A 17,043-nucleotide genomic window follows, 5' to 3' on the forward strand; every position below is an offset into this window, starting at 1 on the left:
CAGGGTTCGCCATTCTTGGTTAGTGCGTCGTTTGGCCATTTCAAATCTCCTTTGCTGCTTTGGGTTGGAGGTTTGATCTTATTATTCGGGCTAGACGATTAGAATGCGGGGTTTATGATGCGCTTACAATTTAAAGTAGTGTGACGCCTAATAAACTTAGATCAAAAAAAATGAGGCTGCATTTTTAGCAGCCTCATTCACATCTCATAATTAATACTATCTAGGTAATGGTGGTAACCCAAGCTCTTCAAGGAAGTTATTGTGTTTATCTAACGCTTCTTTTATATCCTTTTCGATACTTTCTAAATTTTGATGCTCTTCTGCTAGATTGATTTTTTTCTCTGCTTTTGCTGTACTTACGTAGCGAGAAATATTTAAATTAAAATCATTTTTCTCAATTTCATCCATTGATACCCTACGAGAATAACGCTCTTCTTGATCTCGAAACTTATAAGTATCGATGATCTTTTGAATATCTTCAGGGCGTAGTTCGTTTTGACGTTTTCCTTTTTTGAAGTTTTCTTCATCACTTGCATTGATAAATAATACGTCATCGTACTTCTTACATTTCTTCAGTATAAGAATACAAACCGGTATACCTGTAGAGAAAAATAAATTTGCAGGTAAACCAATGACGGTATCAATGTGACCATCTTTTAATAGCTTGCTGCGTATCCGTTGCTCAGCGCCACCTCTAAATAAAACCCCATGAGGTAAGATAATTGCCATGGTGCCTTCATCACTTAAATAATGAAAGCCATGTAAGAGAAAGGCAAAGTCAGCCGCAGATTTTGGAGCGATACCGTGGTTCTTAAAGCGAAAGTCTTCTTTAAGCGCATCCGTAGGTTCCCAACGATAACTAAATGGAGGGTTGGCAACAATAGCATCACATTTCAGTTTCTTCGCAGGGTTTTTCTCATTGAGTAAATCCCAATCATTAACAAGTGTATCACCATGGAAAATATCAAATTCTGTATCCTTTACCCCGTGCAATAACATGTTCATTCGTGCAAGGTTATAAGTGGTGATGTTTTTTTCTTGCCCGTAAATTTTACCAACGCTGCCACCAGCCTCAACAATGTGTTTACGCACATTCAAAAGTAAAGAACCCGAACCGCATGCAAAATCCAAAACTTTATTAAGCTTTTTCTTTTTACCCATTTTAGGCTCTTGACTATCCAAGGTGACAATCTCAGACAGAATGGTTGAAACTAGTTGAGGTGTGTAAAACTCCCCAGCTTTTTTACCACCATTAGCCGCAAATTCACCAATAAGATACTCGTAAGCATTACCTAAAGTATCGGTGTCAGTTGAAAAGCCAGCAATACCTTCTGATACTTTTTGAATGATCGTACACAACTTAGCATTACGATCTGATGGCTTTTTACCGAGTTTTTCAGAGTTTAAATTGATCTCAGAGAACAAGCCTTGAAAGCTACTGTTAAAGCTTTCATTTTCAATATACTTAAAACCTTCTTCTAAAGTTTTAAGTAACTCACCATCTTGAACCCTTGCCATTTCAGCAATGCTTGACCAAAGATGCTCAGGCTTAATGATGTAATGTAATTTACGACGCATTTGTTTTTCAAAAAAAGCAACATCGTCAGCATTATCTTGATACCAAATAGCCAGGGGAGCGAGTTTTACTTTTCTACTCACTTCTTTGCCATCTGACAACGTTTCTGTCACTACGATTTCTTTTGCTTCAGGATAATCACGGCCTAACTCTTTCTTAGCTGCTTCTTCAAAATTATCTGATAAGTAACGTAAAAAAAGGAAAGAAAGCATGTAATCACGGAAATCATCAGCATTCATTGCGCCACGCAGACTGTTAGCGATATCCCAGAGGGTTTTACCCAACTTGTTTAATTGTTCTTGTGTCATCTAAATCGTCTCTATTTTATTGTTCTGTTGATAATTGTTGCACTGAACCATCAGGAAACAACTCAGGGTTAAAGCGGTAGTTATCCATAAACTCATTCAATATACGGCGAAAGTGCTCTTTGTTTTCTTCCGTCATTTCCATGGGCTCAAATAAAGAGTAATTACCATGACTTAAAATATTGATTAAACGAGCATGCAAGATACCATCAGGATCGTCATCACCTTGTTTTATACAAGCTGAAAAGTTTTTAAAGCCATGAAAAGTTGCAGTTTTCTCTAAAATGCTACGCAATATAGTAAAATGATAAGTATATAAATTGTCGTTTATCACAGCTTCATGTAGTTGTTCTAAAAGAGCAACGTGATGAAAAAATGGAGTACTGTTTGTATAGCGCAATTTATACTGTTGATTTTCTTTATCATGCTTTAAAAAGTAAGGCTGTAACTTCTTATTTCCATCCAGTTCATTCCACATGACATTAAAGAACAAAGCATGATGGGATGAGATAACGGTTTTTATTGTCGTATTATCTCTTAATAGCTGAGCTAAATGACTCGCAACAGCAATTGCGTTATGGTCATCAAGTGACGATATAGGATCATCAATATACAAATATTTGACCCAGTTATAGGCTTCTTGACCATCTATCGCTAGCTGAGCTACCGCTAAAAAGAAACACCACACAAAAATATTTTCTTCACCACGAGAGACTTTGATATGCTCAATCGTCTCATGTGACCCACTTTCATTTTGTATTTCTCGCTTGAAATTAATCGTCCAATTTGAATAATCAATTTGAAAGTCAAAATCAGCATATCGTTGCAGTAATGGACGGATACGATTTTCCATTTCTAACTCTTGTAAACCATCAAAGAAGTGAGAGTCTGGATTGATCTTTAATACTCGCTGTTGATCATTATCTAAATCATTATCCCAAGAAAACAGATCTTCAGTGAAAGCATTAAAATAAAGCGTATCTCTCGTTGTATCATCAACTTCTAACGGTGTGGTTACACCATCCATAATATTTGCTGGACGTATTGTGCTTACTTTACCTAACCCTTTGAACTCCATAGATAAGCGAGTCTTACCAGTGCCATTATAAGCAAAAACAAGAATTTGATTCTTTACCTTACGATTAACACCATTTTCCAATACTTCACGAAACTGTTCGGCAACTTGGCTTAGATCGTTGTATATCAATTCGCTCATGATGCAAGCCCCTCTACAGCAGGAAACAGTCGCTGCATTAAACCTTTTTTGTGAACCTTAAGTGTTTCTATTTTTTCAGACTGAGCCTCAATTAAATCATCCATCGAAGAAAGGAAGTCTGCGATCTTTTTTTGTTCTTCTTTTATTGGCAAAAGCATTGGTAAATTTTTTAATTCAGCGAGCCCAATACGTTTTCTTGTTGAGCCTGTAGCAGAACTTTCGACAGTAGAGCGAAATGTCGAATCATTAATCAATGAATAAAGGAAGTATTTATTATGACGATTTTCATCGACAACAAAACGAATACCATCAGAACACATGACATATCGACTGTGTGTTGCAGGTATGAAACATGCCCGACCGACGGGGTCGCCCATTTTAGATATTATAATATCGCCTGGATAAATATTATTTGCTAATAATTCATCTGCTTTTTCTTTAGATGTGAAAATCTTATAATCTTCATTAAACTGACCATCGCCAATATTTTGAAGTTGGATTATTCGAATTCCCTCTTTACGATAATCCGATGATTTTAAGTTTGAGCCAAACGGCCCACCTATAAAACTCCACTTTACATTTTTATCCGCTACATCAATTAATTTAAATCTATTCCAATTTGGCTTATTTTTAAATTCAGGAAACCTCAACTCAGGCACACTTTTCCCTTCCACAGGAAATAGCTTTTGCATCAAGCCTTTTTTGTGAGATTTTAGTGATTCTAACTTCTTAGTATTTGCAGTGATTAGGTCATCCATCGAAGAGAGGCAGTCTGCGATTTTTTGCTGTTCTTTTAATTTCGGGAAAGCACACGCCCAGCCTTCAATCGCACCTTTGGTTATATGCAATAGCCCTAAACCATTTGCTGATTGAGCTTTCATCTTTTCAGTCTCAAACTCCAAAAGAACGTATAAAAAGCTTTTGCTCACTTGTTCTTTTTCAATAACTTTCCAAATGTGATAATGATAAATAACTTTTTCGCCAGTCCAAATCCTTGGGCCAAAAGATGCAGACCATGCATACAAAAGATCGCCATTATCGCAATATTTGTCATTGCTTAATTCTAAATCGGAATAGTACCATTCCTTGTTTGTAAAAAAATTCCCCACCCTGAGAACTCTATATTTTCCTTTGTCTAATAATTCATCTTGTTTGTAAGCTTTTCCATTAATAAACGTAGCCTCAGCTCCAAAAGTGGTGCGTCGCCACCCTTCACTTACTATAAACTCAGGAAACCTCAATTCAGGCACTAACTCTTTAGCTTCTAACTTACTCATACGCTGCTAACCCCGAAATCTCACGCCCTTGGGCTAATTTGTGTAAATGGGGGATCAAATCTTCCATTAATGCTAACTCTTTCTTTGTTCGTTCTTTCCAACCTAAATCTAATGGCGCTAATAAATCCCCAAGTAACTCACCATCAAAAATCATTCGTTCCATAATCCCATCAACAAAAGCTTGTAAGCGCTCACTTGTTAAGCCATGTTTTAATGCCATATCATTAAGCTCATTGGTCGCTTTCTTCGCTTTAAATGCTTGGTAGCCCGCATGAATTTGCGACACATCTAGTGCTTCACCAGCAGGCAAACTGTGTATATAAGCAATCAGTTCATCACGTTCAGCCATTAAATTAGCTTGTGAACAAATAAAATCAATGAGCTCTTGTCGCGTCATTGTTTGTTTACTTGAGCCTTGTGTCGACTTAGCGATAAGTCCCATGATGTAATCGTAATCCACCAAAGCAGAGGCAAATAAAACAAGCTCAAACTCTAGTTGCTCAACTTCTTCAGGTAGTTCACCTTTATTGGTATCTAGCTTACGCTTCAGCTCTTTAGCGGTTTCTAGGTAAGCCCCTTTAAAGCCACGTAACACATCAATGGGTAATGTTTGAGCCACTTGCGTTTTTTGCTCTTCATCCAATTCTGTATATTGCTCTAATTGATTCTTAAGCTTTTGAACTTCTTTAAAATGGTTAATAAAAGAAGCTCGCTGCGCATCCCCTTGAAGGTTGGCAACTTCTGAAGGGTGACACTCTAGCCCTTGCTTTTGCATGAATGCTTCAAGGTTATCGACGGCTTCTTTATATTTCTCAACCACGACAGGGGCAGGATCGACTAGCCACACCTCTTCAGCGCCTTCTTCTTTGTTACCAGAGAAAAGCTTAATCGCATCATTGACTTCTTTTTCCTGGCCTCGGAAATCTAAAATATTCCCCCAAGGTTTACTGTCATTTAACACACGATTGGTACGTGAAAACGCTTGGATCAAACCATGATATTTTAAGTTTTTATCCACGTATAAGGTATTGAGATACTTTGAATCAAAGCCCGTTAACAGCATATCAACGACGATAACGATATCGATTTTGTTTTTATGCGGATAGTCCGCATTATCGTACTGATGATCTTTAATACGCTGCTGCACATCTTGATAGTAAAGATCGAACTCATTCACGGTGTGGTTGGTTGAGTACTGGCGGTTATAGTTATCAATAATATCGATTAATGCTTGTTTCTTACGCTCAGGCTCTTCACTGTTATCTGCCTTTTCTTGAGGTAAGTCCTCTTGTAATTGCTGGATATCTTTTACATTGCGCGCAAGTGTGTTTGAATCCGCACTGTCTTTATCCTTGGCACTCAACTGAGCTGGTGGAGAAAAGACACAAGCAATATTTAAAGGAATATATTCCTCATTTTCAGATAATTTAGCCGTCTGTTGATGCTTAAACTCTTTTACGTATTCAATTGCATGATTGATAGAAGAGGTTGCGAGAACAGCATTAAAGCGTCGGTGGTTAGTGACTGCATCATGTTTGTCTAAGATCTCATTTACCACAGCCTTAGGTGGTGGGGTAACTTTTTGTACTGTTGAGTCTTGTACAGCGTCTTCACTCACATCATCAGCCAGTTTTTTATTTGCTGAGTGTTTACCAAAAAAGTCGATATGGAAGCTGAGAACGTTCTTATCTTCAATAGCATGAGTGATCGTGTATTTATGCAGCTCTTTTTCAAAGATACTTTCTGTTGTTTTAAATGAACCAACATTGCCATCAATTTGAGTATAAGTGGAGTTATCTGGAAAAATCGGGGTTCCTGTAAAACCAAACAACTGAGCTTTTGGGAAGAAGCTTTTAATTGCGTTATGGTTTTCACCAAACTGAGAGCGGTGACATTCATCAAAAATAAAAACGATTCGCTTATCACGTAGTGGCTCTAGTCGCTCTTTAAAGGTTTGCTTACCTTCTTTTAGCTTACTTTGATTACGTGTGCTATTTTCATCTAAGGCTAAGCCTAGTTTTTGTATCGTCGTCACAATGACTTTATCGGCATAATCTTCAGATAGCATACGACGTACAAGGGTTTCTGTATTCGTGTTCTCTTCAACACAACCATCTTGAAACTTGTTAAATTCTTCCCGAGTCTGACGGTCTAGATCTTTTCGATCCACCACAAACAAGCACTTTTCAACATCAGGGTTATCTTTCAGTAGCGTCGATGCTTTAAAGGACGTCAGAGTTTTTCCTGAGCCAGTGGTGTGCCAGATATAACCATTTCCACGCCCCTCATGAATACAATCAACAATCGCTTCCACTGCATAAATTTGATATGGACGCATAACCAATAACTTTTGTTCCGATTGGACTAGTACCATATAACGGCTGATCATTTGGCCTAACGTACATTTAGCCAAGAACGCATCGGCAAAATCATGTAGGTGTACGATCTTACGGTTGTTTTCATTCGCTAATTGATAAATAGGTAAGAAGCGCTCATCAGCATTAAAGCTAAAGTGTTCATTTTTATTGTTAGCAAAGTAATAAGTATTGTTTTCGTTACTCACAATAAAAAGCTGAATAAAACACATGAGTGTATTGGTGTAACCATTACCCGGATCGTTTTTATAATTAACGATCTGCTCCATCGCTCGACGTGTGACGATATCGTAGGTTTTCAATTCAATTTGAACGGTTGGTACACCATTAATCAACAAGATAACATCGTAGCGATGATTACTTTCTGCCGTATCCATTTTGAGTTGATTAATGACTTCGAATTCGTTCTTGCACCAATCTTTAATGTTCACCAAGGTATAATGCAGAGGTGTACCATCCTCACGCTGAAAGTATCCTCGCTCACGTAAGGTTTTAGCAGCTTCGAACACATCCGCAGTAACGATGTCTTGATATAAGCGCTCAAATTCGTTATCTGTCAAATTCACGTAGTTCAGTGATTCAAACTTTTCTCGAAAGTTTTGCTTTAATTTCTTATCTGTTCGAATATCCTTTCGATAGGAGTACTTTAAGTCACCCAACTTATTGATAAGTGCTTGTTCAATTTGTGCTTCTTTCGTTATCATTTTGAGCTACCAAATTCGTTATTGAATGAAACTGATATTTTCAGTTATCACAAATCCTTTAAGATACAAATTCAACTTTATCTTCATTAATCACAGTGTACCTCAAGCGGTTATTTCTATAAATTAAAATAGAGTGATAGGTTATATATTGAGCTACTTAACTGATTGAATATAGGAGCTATCCCAAAGTGATGATTTTACAGTAGACTAAGCACATCACATTCAAGGAAGAAACATGAAAGAATTACTCGCCGCACTCTCTGACGCTACTGTTAACAGGCTCAAATCCCCTATTTTAGGTTCATTCATCCTCTCTTGGGCTGTCATTAATCATGTATCGATACTTACCTTTATTTTCAGTACTTCTCAGCAGAAAATAACGCTATTGCAATCGAGCTCAGATTTTTGGACAACTGAACCTTCTCTTTGGTTATCTCCTGCAATGATGAACCTGCTTTACCCTTCTATCACAGCGATTATCTACACCTTTGCACTTCCCTGGTTACAGCATTTCATTGATATAAAAAGATTCCGATTAATCGACGCAAAACGTATAACTGCCAAGCATCGTAATGAACGTTTTACTTATGCTAGCCAAAAGCGCACCAGTAAAGTAAGAGCAGAATCTAACCCTGAGTACTGGAAAGAAAAATTAAACAGAGATCTCGATAATTGGGATAACAAACGTCAAATTTTAGAAAACGATTTAAGCCAACTCAGATTGGAAAGGGATTCATTACAAGCACAACTAACCTCAAGTAACACCATTCAAAGCAATTTAAGTGAAGAAGTAGAAAAACTTCGTAAACTTCACCATGATGAAAAAGAAAAATTTTCAAATCAAGAGTCTGAATTAATTACCGAATTAAATCGAACTAATGCAGAGGTAGAGTCATTACTTAACAAAGTTGATGAATTAGATGAAGCTAATGCAAACCTTGAAGAGTTAAGGCGAGAGCTAGCAGAGTCAGAGAAAGCAATTGCTGGACTCAAAGAAAAACTCACCCTAGCAACCCAACAATATAATGATGCTCAAGAGTCGATAGAAACATTATTAGTCAAATTTTATGATTTAAGTAACTTCTTAAGTGACAAGCATCAATATCAAACGATAGCTAGAGCTCAAGGTTCCAGTACTGGTATACAAAAAGTCATACCTCAAATTAAAATTGATGAAGTCCTAAAGCCAATTAAAGATATTATCGAAGAGCGAGCTGAGCCAATCAAAAAAGCCAAGCTAAAGCAGCAGCTAGCTGAGCAACACAAAATGACTCAACAAGAACTAGAAAAAGTTAAGAAATCTCTTGCCTCTTTAGAGGAGCCCAATAAAGCAACACAAATATGGGATTAGTTAAAGAATGCCAAGTTTAAGGGTAGAAGAAATATGGCAAAAATTGATTATTTAGACATTGGCATTATTGAGTCCATCAGTAAAATATTAGCAGATACAACAACTGGCTTTACCGGTTCTGAACTTGGACGGCTATTAATGGAAGCTCGCATCGAAGATGTTGAACCAGCCTTAACTAAATGGAAGCGCCTTACTACCGCTCTAATCAATAAACAGAATCAAGACGGTTGCTCTAACAACATTATTAATTTTATACACGTAGCCATGTCTCCAGCTCGACATCATCAACGTGCAGAATGGTTCAATGACACTCGTTATCAACTCAATACAGTATTAAGCTTTGCAGGTTACACTCTTGGTGATGACGGTAAAATATCTCGCTCAACAAAGGCTTCCACTATTAACGAAGCTGCTGCCCGTGCAAGTAAGTTAAAAGAACACCTTATCGCAAGAAACGTCCATCCAGATATTCTTTTTTACTGTAAAGAAGAATTACTTGTTGATAATTACTTCCACTCAGTCTTTGAAGCTACTAAAAGTGTTGCTGATAAAATTCGGTATAAAACAGGGTTAACCTCTGATGGTGCGAATTTAGTTAATGAAGCTTTTTCATTTAAAAATGACATCCCGCACTTGGCCTTAAACACTCTTCAAAGTGATAGCGAAAAAAGTGAACAAAAAGGATTCATCAACTTATTAATTGGCTTGTTTGGAACGTTTCGTAACACCACAGCTCATGCTCCTAAAGTCACTTGGGAATTAAAGGAAATTGATGCACTCGATATACTCTCATTAGTCTCACTTGTTCATCGTCGGTTAGATTCCGCTATTGAAGCAAAAAAAATATATGAAAACAGAATGTAGCCTGAACTTTAAGTTCAGGCTACGCTCTTTATATTTCATTCACCCCCTCCACCAACTCCCCCAATGGTACACTCCTAGCCTTATTATTTTCATCCCAAAATCGTTGCTTACGAACCTTCCAACCGTGATACAGGTAGTTATTCTCTGTGAGATAATTGCCCGCACCCATCGAATAATTGTCCCGTTGCTCCTTGCTTTGAGTTTTATCATGCAAGAACGCCGTATCGGGATGGTTAAGGCACGCTTTGCGCATCTCAGGAAAGCGTTGCTGTGTATGTTTAGACCAGGCCAAGATGATGGTTTTAATTGTCTTGGATTCATAAATGTCAGTATGCGGACAACTGTTTTCACTGTCATATTCGGTTTTGGTGGCAATGATGACGGCCTGTGCCCATTCAGGAACGTTTAGGCTTTCTTGAAAGGCTTGCTCCTTTTGTTGGTGTGCTCGAATGCTTTCTTCTCTTTCCTTTATTTTTTGACGTTGTTTCTCTGCTTGTTTTCGTTTGACCTCTTTTATCACTTCGCTCGCCTTAGCTCTTGCTTGCTGTACTTGAACTCGGTCGAGTTGGTAGTGCTCAATGAGCCCAATCAATTCAAGCTGGTGGTCTTCACGCATCCATGCCATTTCAGGCTTATCGTGATTCTGTTGATGGTAGTCATACACCGATAAACAATGATCGCTAAAACCTAAATCATTGACGTTACAGCCTAGGTCCAAACGGCATTGATGCTCACTGCTATCATGAAAAGTCACTGTAATAAAAGTTTTGTCATAACCCCCTTTGGGGTTATCCAGTGCAACTTCTAGCGCCTTTTTCTCAAAGTCGTCAAAATCCCAAATATCATTAGTTTGAAATTGACGAGACTCTGAGCCGTGTACGAATACGCTTTTCGGAATGAGTTTATTGGGTGTCGAATCATCCGTCGTTTCATTTAACTTCACGGCCTTATCCTCTTTTTATATTTCAGGCATAAAAAAGCACCCCGAAAACATTGGACTATTTGTCTTCTGCTTTCGGGGTGCGGTTTGTTTTTGTTGCGGCTATCTTTGCTGTCTACACTTGATGTTATTTGTCTGGCTCATCTAAAAAACACTAAATGACTTGCCTTCACAAAACGCTTTCTTCGCCTCTTTCTCATTGCTGGCATCCAGTTTACAAATTAACCCGTCGCCATCTTGAGCGTAGTAGGTATAAGGAAAACACCCACCCGAGCCACAGAAATAAGAATATGACACTCGAAACATCCCTCTGCCAATGTCTTCCACTCTCGCTCTGCCTGTTTCATCAGGTTCAGGGTTTACTCTATCTAGGTAGTTCGCTAATTGCTCAGCGCTACCCACACCGCGGATCACCTCTTGAGAGGATTGTGGCGCAGAGGCATAGCTTGAGGTATCGCTTTCACTTTCTGATAACGACATAAAAACCAAGATAGAAAAGCCAAAGACACAAGATACGATCACGGTGTAAAGCTTGTTTTTGTTCAACCGCGCATAAAAGTAACTCACGATAAAACCATGCATTTTAAAATCTTTATGGTTTATTCCCTTTGCCTTTAAATACCGAATATCTAAGAGCCAGGCCAGTAGCACCGTCGCTATCCATATTGGAAAATAGACAAAATAATTACTGGCAATATCTCGAAGCATTTTAGCTTCATGACCATCATTTAAGACCGCTGCCACAAATGAGACAATGACACACCCAATCAATGGTGATAAGGCTAATAACCAAACTCGCCAATGACTCACCGGGATAATCGCCTCGGCTTTAACATCATCGGTCTTCGTCGAGTGATGACTATTCACATTCTTAAGCGCTTCAGGGGCTACTTCAACAGCTTTCGGTAAAGGAGGCGGCATATTCAGTGGTGGAGGTAAGTAACGCGCCAGCTCACTCTCTGCTGCTTTAAGCCATGTACTCATGCCTTGCTTCCATACTAACGTGTCTTGTGTAATTTCTCCGCGAGTAATAAGTGCTTGTAGTTCATCCATTGAATGACCACCGAGACGCTCACCCTGTTTTTCATAAAACCAAATGTCATGGCTCATTGTTATTCCTTATTGCGTTTTATCCCTTCCTCTTTACGTATCGACACGCAATACCATGCTCACAAGGCTTGATACCTAGCAAGCTTGTTTCTGGTCGGTAAGTTAAAGAAAGGGATTGAAAAGATAAGGTCAACCTATCCGTATTGATTGTTGGATACATTGACCGGATTGAATTCGCGATTAAGCCATTACTTAATGCGCAGTGGGTATTTCAAATTATTGAAGAAGGTATTCACACTGCTTGTTAAGCCACTGTCTAGCTTAAGTGCATAACCTGAAGCGGCAACACCTTGGCTACAATCTTGACCTGGCAATATTTCACCTGTTTCAGGATCTCGATTTAACTCGTATAAGCTACTCACATCAAAGCCAGATACTTCACTGCCAAGCTGGTAAACTTGATAGTGGCTGCTCTCACCCACTTGAGTGACACCATCAGCGATAAAACCTAATGAATAGAAGGTCGCATTGGTCACGCCCACCTTTTCACAGTTTGCGTTATATATTCCAAGCGCTTCAATAGCGTATCCTTGGTTATACCCAGAGGCACGAATATCAAATAAACCCGTTTTATCATCTAAAGTGACGAGAGCAGTTATCTCAGCACCATTATTCGTTAAGATTTTTACGTTATCCAAAACATTGTCATCCGCATCAACAAGCTGGCTCACTAACTGAGCAGGCTTTTCATTAACCAGTAAGTTTTCACCATCTGACTGTAAAACAACATTTGCGTTAGCAAGCAATGGCATTGCAACCAATAAAGGGATTAATTTAAATGTGTTCATGTTCACTCCAATGTGATTGAGGCATTTGTAGTTAAAGTAATAGGGGCCGTTGAAACGGTCAGGTTAGTGGTGCTAATCGCGCTATCTAACGTGCAACCTGAATGTTCACACTCTGATAGCTCGCCGCCATTATCGGGCGGTGTAATAGGCTCGATGGGCGTTTCAGGATCGACGGGCACTTCAGGTGTCGAACTGTTATCTGGATCCCCTCCGCCGCCACATCCCACTAAACTGCCCACCAGCAACGCCAGTAATAGTTTTTTCAAAATATTGCTCTCCTTGTTTTTTGATTTATTGATAAATAGGGTTAACCGCTTTGATTTGACGAATCGATACCGATTTAGGCACTCTCTGTGCTCCTCGCTCGGTCTCACGACTAAAATAGAACAAGACGGCATCATCCTGAGTAATATCCAATTTCGTTGGCATGATTTGCTCTTCAATAAGTAAATCGCTAGCACTTGATAAGGCATACACCAGCAAGATTTGATGCTCTCGATAGAGCGCACTTAATATCGCCTCTAGCGGCGGCTCAAAGGGCATGCTGAGCCAGTCCCCTAAAGCCGTAAAATCTATCGTGACTTTATTGAGCCAGCGCTTATCTGGCATATCTTCATCAAGTGCATTAAAGCGTTCGCGGTAATTGTGTAAGTGATCGTTTAATCGGTGTCGTACTTCTTTAGGTAGAAGGTTACTTAGGTAGGTTTTAATCAAATGAGCGATAAGCTCGCTATGAGAAAACTTTTCAAGAAAGGACGCTTTGTAGCGAATGCAATGGGACTTATCTCGCTTGATTTTTTCGATGCCAAGTAATTGCATGACTCGATCATCATTTAAGATACGACGCACTGCATGGTAGCTGGTTGAACGGTTATTCCTTTCCACTGCATTCGCTAACTCTTGATAAGTCATGGGTAATGCTGGTGGACGAGGGATCACCTCCGCCAAACTCAGTAAGGTTTCAATGGTTTTGATTTCATGCTGATCGGACACCCGAGATCACCTTTATAGATTTAAGATGACTCCCGATGATAAGCATGAGCTTTGCACATCATGCAAAACAGATTATTTGAGGTAAATAAACTTAGTTTTTGTGATGTTAATCAAACTATTTTGACTCAATAAACAAAATAGAAGTGAGGTTAACCGAATAAAGTGGTTGTTTTTCATCTGCATGAAAGTAGACAAGAACGGCTCCCACCGTTATAGACAAGGACACCACTCTTCCTATCAAGGTGCGACAAAGCATAACCATCAATATCGGCTCTTGATGAAAGGCGGCCTGTTTGCTTGCAATTAGAGCCTCATCAAAATGATGAGAATAAACGGGTAGTTGAATGTCCATTTCTCCTTTTTGTGTTGATTTTCTTTCATCATGTCGCTTCTCTTTCTGCGCTTTTAATTGAGCCAAAAAAAGAGGCGTTACATTTTGGGGAATGGCGGGATAAAGGTATTTATCAATCCAATCTAAAAACAAAACCTGGGCGCTTGTTGGCCCCATAAACACCACATGGGTTTTACGGTAGCGATAATGTCTACCTTGTTGCCCCTCTTCGACATAACCCAAAGTACACCAAGATTTTAACCAACGGCGTACGGAATCAGGGCTACGTTGAACCCCTAGCGCTAATAACGATTGATGAATATCCACCAGCGCAGTCCAATGCCTATCAGACAATAAGCTATACACTGTTAGCGCGTATTCAATGTGTTTTTCTCGACTCATGAGCCCTCACTTAATAGGGCCGAATGAAATCATTAACAACAATATCAACGGCCCATTTGAGATAAATATTAAAACCTTCACCACTAAAGAAGTCGCACAGATATCTGGTTATAAGAGTCCATCTCTAAGTATTGTAAAAATGCCGTCTCCCATAAGGCATACAGCTCTGAAGCATGCTTATTATTCTTTAACGATTGCCAGTAACAGGCCGGAAATAAAAAGCAGCTACCGGATTGAAAATCAAAATCTAAACAACGCTCTAACTCCGGATAGACACGACCTAAATACGCAAAATCAGTAATATAGGCCAGCGTCCAGGGCTGATTTGAATCAGTACGCTTAAGCATGATTTCAACAGGATGAAAGCCGCCTTCTTCAGCGGTATAACTGGTGTCTTTAAAATTAAAAGTAATGGATTGGGTTTGGGGGGATAAAACGGCGGGGTTTGACGCTTGCAGGTATTGAGACAACCGCTCATTTAAGTGGGATTTTAGCACTTTAGAAATGGGGAATATGGTTGGTTGGATACCAAGATTAGATAAGGTTTGCATTGGTACATTCTCCTCAAAAAAGAAAACCCACCAGCGATAACTGGTGGGCATATTCATGTTGAGGATATAGGGGTGTAACTTTTTAATATTGTTTCTATTTGTTCACACCGAAACCATCGCTGATTATTTTAATGGTATAACTAATATTGAACAGGACATTTTCAAGTTAGGATTTTTGCTCTAATTTTCGCATGTGGGATTACCGAGAGTATGGTAGCTGGCTGAAACTTGTGTACATGTGATTGCATGCTTCGGGACTATAAAAACGTGTTATACTGGTGACTCGCAGCGCGCGCATTTGATATGGATGACATGGGCATCAAAGACAAATAGGTCCAATACTCCCCATTCTTAATCAATCGTGTATTACAGGTGCTACGTGAATACCAACTACCTATTTATTTTCGTAGCGCGTCATAGCTTTTAAATTAAACCTGAATTGCTATTGCAGTTTGTCTTTGGCCAAACTGTCATATTGAATATTTGTCAACTCTGACTCCAAGTAGTCATCACTCATAAGTTTAATAAAATGGTTCTGAGATATTTTTGTCTTTAAGACAAACTTATCCCCTGCGTCATTGAGTTTTAGTAGTTTTGACAGGTATTTGTGTTTCTGTGCAAAAGCGATGATGTCGTTGTTTGCTACTGCTCCCATTACTGGCGAGTTGCGGGCAACCTTTGCTAGTTTACGAGAAAACGCCATATCCTCGCCTTCTACCCGTTCGACTAGCGGTGCAGTATCTTCGATCAACGCCATATCTGTGAGTTTTGCTACGCATTTGGCGGCTGTGTCTTTGATTACATCGTGGAACCCAAGATATGACTCCAGCGTTTTAACATTTTCAACGTAATAATCGTTATCAAGCTTAAGAAATACGAAATTGGGATCTATCTTCAGGATGTTTGATTCAAGTTCAGACAATCTATTATTTGATTTGAACAGATTCAATGCACCTTGTTCAGCTTTGAGTACTGACACTGTGTACTGATGCTTGTAGAGTGTAATTGTTTCGTTGTTTAGCCCCGTCAGTACAACGATTATTGCACTGATATCATCAAAATTTCCGTCCCCGACTTGGTACTTATCAGGCGCATTAACTCTTAGTTGTAAGGATTGATCTAACAGGTCAAATTCAAGCGGCTTGTCGTCAAAGTCAAACTTATAAAGAGCGTTTTTCCTTTCATCAGCGTCCGATAATAGAGGCATCGACAATGATTCATTTTCCACAATCCCAGTCTTTAACTTTGAGACCATGCTCGTTTTTAAGCGGACCAGTGCAGCATTATCAACATCCGAATCTCTAATGTTTGCTTCGTCATCAACAAAGAACATTTTGATACCAACGCAATCATCAACAATTGCACTCACCTTGTTTTTGAACTGTTCAACTGTCATTCGACCTTCCTTGCAAAACAAACACTGTTAGATAAGAACTTGAAATTTACTTGGTCACCTTCACTCAACTCACTCGTTGAAATAATGACCATATTTTTATACAGAGAGCCTCTACAACTCACGTCAGTTTTAAATAACTTGTAACCCAATAAAGCCAGTGTTGGGTTAGCATAATATTTATCGGTTTTGATGAAAATCAATCCAATAACTGCCAAAAGTAAGAAGTAAGCAATCGTCTTTCTTGGCTCATCAAAAGTAAAACCAATGAATGGCAGGATATAAGTTGCTAAAAACACCAAGTGCTCATAGCTTTCACTGCTGGACTTCTCGATCTTCATGACATCAAGAGAGCCTCCTTTCACTTCATTCTCAAACCGAAAATAGAAATACACACCTGCAACCAACCCCAGCAGCGACAATATGCTAGAAAAGTTTTTCTTTGCAATGTCTGCAAATGCACTAAAGCCAACAAATTCGCAATTCTCGCCAAAACAGTACGGAATATCTACAGTCAAAAATATAATAAAAACAAATAAAATCAGTAGTGAAAGTATGTACAACCCGATTTTATCCAAGGTATTTGAAAGATCCATCCTCATCGCCCTAATTACTGCTTATAAATACAGTATACATATTCCTGAACTATCTTTCATAAAGATACTTCTGAAACCCAATAAAGGTTTCTCTGATTGCTGCTGGTGAGCCAAATACCTCAACAGCATCGCCAATGGTGTTGTATTTGAGTTCTATCAGGTTGCGCATCTTACTGGGCGATAGTTGAATCGCCACTGAAATGGTAAACACTTACTAGCATTACAAAAATTAGGCCTACAATCCAGTACCAAGCAGAGCTGGTTAAGTTAT

At 38.9% G+C, this 17,043-nt stretch carries 15 protein-coding genes; 2 read left to right on the top strand and 13 right to left on the bottom strand.

What is annotated here, in order from left to right; genetic code table 11:
• Positions 1-216: 216 nt before the first annotated feature.
• From L3V25_RS15305 to L3V25_RS15320, 4 genes are read right to left on the bottom strand one after another with little or no spacing between them, the layout of a single operon-like run.
• Positions 217-1,884 carry a type I restriction-modification system subunit M gene (locus tag L3V25_RS15305; protein WP_237296335.1) on the bottom strand — a complete coding sequence of 556 codons (1,668 nt, stop codon included), beginning with the start codon at positions 1,882-1,884 and terminating at the stop codon, positions 217-219.
• 16 nt (positions 1,885-1,900) lie between these two features.
• The gene (locus L3V25_RS15310; protein WP_237296336.1) at positions 1,901-3,097 is read right to left on the bottom strand and encodes an AAA family ATPase; all 1,197 of its coding nucleotides are present in this window, start codon (positions 3,095-3,097) and stop codon (positions 1,901-1,903) included.
• Complete coding sequence (locus L3V25_RS15315) at positions 3,094-4,374, bottom strand: restriction endonuclease subunit S (protein ID WP_237296337.1); 1,281 nt, start codon at positions 4,372-4,374, stop codon at positions 3,094-3,096. The genes L3V25_RS15310 and L3V25_RS15315 overlap by 4 nt, the downstream gene beginning before the upstream one ends.
• Positions 4,367-7,453, bottom strand: a complete 3,087-nt coding sequence (locus L3V25_RS15320; RefSeq protein ID WP_237296338.1) for a type I restriction endonuclease subunit R — start codon at positions 7,451-7,453, stop codon at positions 4,367-4,369. The genes L3V25_RS15315 and L3V25_RS15320 overlap by 8 nt, the downstream gene beginning before the upstream one ends.
• A gap of 235 nt (positions 7,454-7,688) precedes the next feature.
• Here L3V25_RS15320 and L3V25_RS15325 point away from each other — a divergent pair, with 235 nt between their 5' ends.
• Positions 7,689-8,804 (top strand): hypothetical protein, encoded by a 1,116-nt coding sequence (locus tag L3V25_RS15325; protein ID WP_237296339.1) that lies wholly within the window; start codon positions 7,689-7,691, stop codon positions 8,802-8,804.
• Positions 8,805-8,837: 33 nt separating this feature from the next.
• Positions 8,838-9,668 carry a TIGR02391 family protein gene (locus tag L3V25_RS15330; RefSeq protein WP_237296340.1) on the top strand — a complete coding sequence of 277 codons (831 nt, stop codon included), beginning with the start codon at positions 8,838-8,840 and terminating at the stop codon, positions 9,666-9,668.
• Between the two features lie 28 nt (positions 9,669-9,696).
• On the opposite strand, the gene L3V25_RS15335 is transcribed toward L3V25_RS15330, so the two are convergent.
• From L3V25_RS15335 to kwaA, 9 genes are all read right to left on the bottom strand, one after another.
• Positions 9,697-10,611 carry an LPD25 domain-containing protein gene (locus L3V25_RS15335; RefSeq protein ID WP_237296341.1) on the bottom strand — a complete coding sequence of 305 codons (915 nt, stop codon included), beginning with the start codon at positions 10,609-10,611 and terminating at the stop codon, positions 9,697-9,699.
• Positions 10,612-10,752: 141 nt separating this feature from the next.
• Complete coding sequence (locus L3V25_RS15340; protein ID WP_237296342.1) at positions 10,753-11,718, bottom strand: DUF4339 domain-containing protein; 966 nt, start codon at positions 11,716-11,718, stop codon at positions 10,753-10,755.
• A gap of 188 nt (positions 11,719-11,906) precedes the next feature.
• Positions 11,907-12,506 (bottom strand): hypothetical protein, encoded by a 600-nt coding sequence (locus L3V25_RS15345; RefSeq protein WP_237296343.1) that lies wholly within the window; start codon positions 12,504-12,506, stop codon positions 11,907-11,909.
• Positions 12,507-12,508: 2 nt separating this feature from the next.
• Positions 12,509-12,772 carry a hypothetical protein gene (locus tag L3V25_RS15350; RefSeq protein ID WP_237296344.1) on the bottom strand — a complete coding sequence of 88 codons (264 nt, stop codon included), beginning with the start codon at positions 12,770-12,772 and terminating at the stop codon, positions 12,509-12,511.
• A gap of 25 nt (positions 12,773-12,797) precedes the next feature.
• A complete protein-coding gene (locus L3V25_RS15355; protein ID WP_237296345.1) occupies positions 12,798-13,499 on the bottom strand; it encodes a hypothetical protein in 702 nt (233 codons plus the stop codon).
• 115 nt (positions 13,500-13,614) lie between these two features.
• Complete coding sequence (locus tag L3V25_RS15360) at positions 13,615-14,232, bottom strand: hypothetical protein (protein ID WP_237296346.1); 618 nt, start codon at positions 14,230-14,232, stop codon at positions 13,615-13,617.
• A gap of 83 nt (positions 14,233-14,315) precedes the next feature.
• Entirely contained in the window at positions 14,316-14,783 is a 468-nt protein-coding gene (locus tag L3V25_RS15365) for a DUF2787 domain-containing protein (RefSeq protein WP_237296347.1), read from the bottom strand.
• A 442-nt stretch (positions 14,784-15,225) separates the two neighbouring features.
• On the bottom strand, positions 15,226-16,179 hold the full coding sequence (kwaB, locus tag L3V25_RS15370; protein WP_237296348.1) for an anti-phage protein KwaB: 954 nt from the start codon (positions 16,177-16,179) through the stop codon (positions 15,226-15,228).
• Positions 16,176-16,772 (bottom strand): anti-phage protein KwaA, encoded by a 597-nt coding sequence (gene kwaA / locus L3V25_RS15375; RefSeq protein WP_237296349.1) that lies wholly within the window; start codon positions 16,770-16,772, stop codon positions 16,176-16,178. Before kwaA ends, kwaB begins: the two co-directional genes overlap by 4 nt.
• Positions 16,773-17,043: the final 271 nt, after the last annotated feature.

The organism is Vibrio sp. CK2-1 (assembly GCF_021726515.1).
In the GTDB taxonomy this organism is placed as follows: Bacteria; Pseudomonadota; Gammaproteobacteria; order Enterobacterales; family Vibrionaceae; genus Vibrio.

Excerpts from the sequence above, each read along its gene's own strand:
- L3V25_RS15310 (WP_237296336.1), bottom strand. The coding sequence starts at position 3,097 with ATGAGCGAATTGATATACAACGATCTAAGCCAAGTTGCCGAACAGTTT.
- L3V25_RS15345 (WP_237296343.1), bottom strand. The coding sequence starts at position 12,506 with ATGAACACATTTAAATTAATCCCTTTATTGGTTGCAATGCCATTGCTT.
- L3V25_RS15340 (WP_237296342.1), bottom strand. The coding sequence starts at position 11,718 with ATGAGCCATGACATTTGGTTTTATGAAAAACAGGGTGAGCGTCTCGGT.
- L3V25_RS15330 (WP_237296340.1), top strand. The coding sequence starts at position 8,838 with ATGGCAAAAATTGATTATTTAGACATTGGCATTATTGAGTCCATCAGT.
- L3V25_RS15320 (WP_237296338.1), bottom strand. The coding sequence starts at position 7,453 with ATGATAACGAAAGAAGCACAAATTGAACAAGCACTTATCAATAAGTTG.
- kwaA (WP_237296349.1), bottom strand. The coding sequence starts at position 16,772 with ATGGATCTTTCAAATACCTTGGATAAAATCGGGTTGTACATACTTTCA.
- L3V25_RS15305 (WP_237296335.1), bottom strand. The coding sequence starts at position 1,884 with ATGACACAAGAACAATTAAACAAGTTGGGTAAAACCCTCTGGGATATC.
- L3V25_RS15360 (WP_237296346.1), bottom strand. The coding sequence starts at position 14,232 with ATGAGTCGAGAAAAACACATTGAATACGCGCTAACAGTGTATAGCTTA.
- L3V25_RS15365 (WP_237296347.1), bottom strand. The coding sequence starts at position 14,783 with ATGCAAACCTTATCTAATCTTGGTATCCAACCAACCATATTCCCCATT.
- L3V25_RS15315 (WP_237296337.1), bottom strand. The coding sequence starts at position 4,374 with ATGAGTAAGTTAGAAGCTAAAGAGTTAGTGCCTGAATTGAGGTTTCCT.
- L3V25_RS15325 (WP_237296339.1), top strand. The coding sequence starts at position 7,689 with ATGAAAGAATTACTCGCCGCACTCTCTGACGCTACTGTTAACAGGCTC.
- kwaB (WP_237296348.1), bottom strand. The coding sequence starts at position 16,179 with ATGACAGTTGAACAGTTCAAAAACAAGGTGAGTGCAATTGTTGATGAT.